Below are 2,042 nucleotides of genomic sequence, written 5' to 3' on the forward strand. Positions count from 1 at the left end.
CCCTTGGCTCGTCTCCAAGAAAGTGTTTTAGAGCAATCCTTTTTCAGCATGCTGGCACAAGTTCTCCAAGCCTATCTCTTCCCGCTAGTAGTTTCTTTTATGAGCACGATTTTTCTAGTAGGTGCTGCCTTTGCGACACTCCGACTCCTCAAGGATCCTGATACGGAACTCTCAGTAAAATCAAGCCTGGCCCTCTTTGCTGAAGAGCGCTTCTCGCAAACCTTCCTAACTCTGCTCCTCAAACGTTTCTACCTCTTTTTATGGAGCATTCCAAACTTAGTAGGCATTTATTTCCTCTTTTATAGCAATCTCTTGGCTAGAAGATTTGTTGCCCTACATCCTGAGTTTCCAAAACTAGACCTCTCATCTATTGAAAACGAGCAATTCCTTATGACCTTTGGGCTCTACTTTTTTGCGAGCCTCATCTTGATGATTGTAGGAAATGCCCTCTATATCCCGCAACATTACGCCTACTCGCAGGTAGAATTCCTCCTCTGCGACACTCTAGATTTAGGGCAGGCTAAACCCAGTCAAATCCTGAAAACCAGTCGTTTCTTGGTGAAAGGTTACAAATTTCAACGCTTTGTCCTCGATTTACAACTACTTCCTTGGTACTTCCTCAATTGGATTACTTTTGGAATTGCTAGTTTTTCAATCCTTCCCTATATCCAGAGCAGCCAAATCATTTTCTATCGAACTTTGCTCGCTCTCAAACGCCGAAAAGTATAAACTTTCTACTATTATCTCAAAAAAATCAGCACTTTCTAAAGAAGGTGCTGATTTCAGTTATTTTTAAAATATAATGGAAAAACTCCTGTAACAGGACTAAGTTGCTTATTCACAATAAAGAAATAATCACATGCTGTCCATTTACCCTACCAAGGTCACATTTTCTATATTTCCTTCAATATCTGCCCTGACTTCTACCGCATGCCCAGCAAAAATATCCTCTTTATCTCCATAATAAAGAGTCAAATCCCCCGCTTCACTGATAGACAGTTCCCCCAGATACAAGGAATTATAAAAATAGTCCTCTGTTAATACTTCGGCATCTCCGTCTGAAGCTAGCCAGTCCTCTGCTGTTTCCCACATCTCTTTTACTATAACGTCTCGGATTTCAGAGTCTCTTCGGTCAATATCCCTGACAAATGTTTTCAAGTAGCCAAATGATTTTGGTGGTAAGCTGGCATCTTCATTTGCATCCAACATCACGCTAACCCTGCTTCCCGCAAGATCCATACTTCCCTCAAACCATGAATAAGCTCTATTTAAAGTGAATTCGCCTATAGAATCTTTGATGACGACTGGTTTAACATATTCTGCAATCAGAGCTTCTAATCTACTATCCGACTGCCCATCTTCAATGTATTCCAGCAGACGATAACAGTTATTCGCTACTGCTGCCATATAAGGTTCTAATTGCCTTTGTGGTCTTTTCTGACATTTGATGTGATGAATCTGATAGGGCTCGAAACTATAGCTATAGAGCAAGCCCTTTTCTTCATATTCCTCTGGACTCACCAACCACTCCAAACGTCCCTCTATTTCCGAGAACTCCTTTGTCCCCACATTCACACTTGCTACAAAATGAACCGAAGGCAACTTCCATCCATTCTTTAAAACAGTCGCACCTCCCACATTTTGCAAAGTGATAATCAAGAGTTCAACGACTTCACCACAAAATTCTTTTTCAAAGTCATCAATGGTTTTCTCAAATGTTTTTTTCAAACTATTCATCATAGTGTTCTCACCTTCTACTAAAATAAAAATACTTGATTTTCAGTCAACTTCAGTTTGATTATAGCATAACTTTGAAAACATTTTGACTTAGAACAACAAAAAGAAGCCTCAACCTTATGAGTTTTCAGCTTCTTTTTCTATTAGTTCATTGATACGTGAACGTGATCATAGTGGTTTTCGGTTACGCTACCACGGTCTGGCATTGGATTCCACGTGTAGGCTGGTCCATATTTACTATCATATGGAGCGTAGAAACGTTGTTTCCAGATGATATAGTTGATACCACGGCTAGCCATATTTTT

At 40.0% G+C, this 2,042-nt stretch carries 2 protein-coding genes and 1 pseudogene; 1 reads left to right on the top strand and 2 read right to left on the bottom strand.

From position 1 onward, the window contains the following. The coding region (locus tag GMD6S_RS08865) for a DUF975 family protein (protein WP_000297721.1) at window positions 1-729 on the top strand (729 nt) is incomplete at its 5' end. A 141-nt stretch (window positions 730-870) separates the two neighbouring features. On the opposite strand, the gene GMD6S_RS08870 is transcribed toward GMD6S_RS08865, so the two are convergent. Continuing rightward, window positions 871-1,737 carry a DUF2262 domain-containing protein gene (locus GMD6S_RS08870; RefSeq protein WP_225904036.1) on the bottom strand — a complete coding sequence of 289 codons (867 nt, stop codon included), beginning with the start codon at window positions 1,735-1,737 and terminating at the stop codon, window positions 871-873. A 143-nt stretch (window positions 1,738-1,880) separates the two neighbouring features. Then, window positions 1,881-2,042, bottom strand: a pseudogene (locus tag GMD6S_RS12615) (peptidoglycan-binding protein LysM); the annotation flags it as partial.

It is taken from the genome of Streptococcus sp. GMD6S, assembly GCF_000297015.1.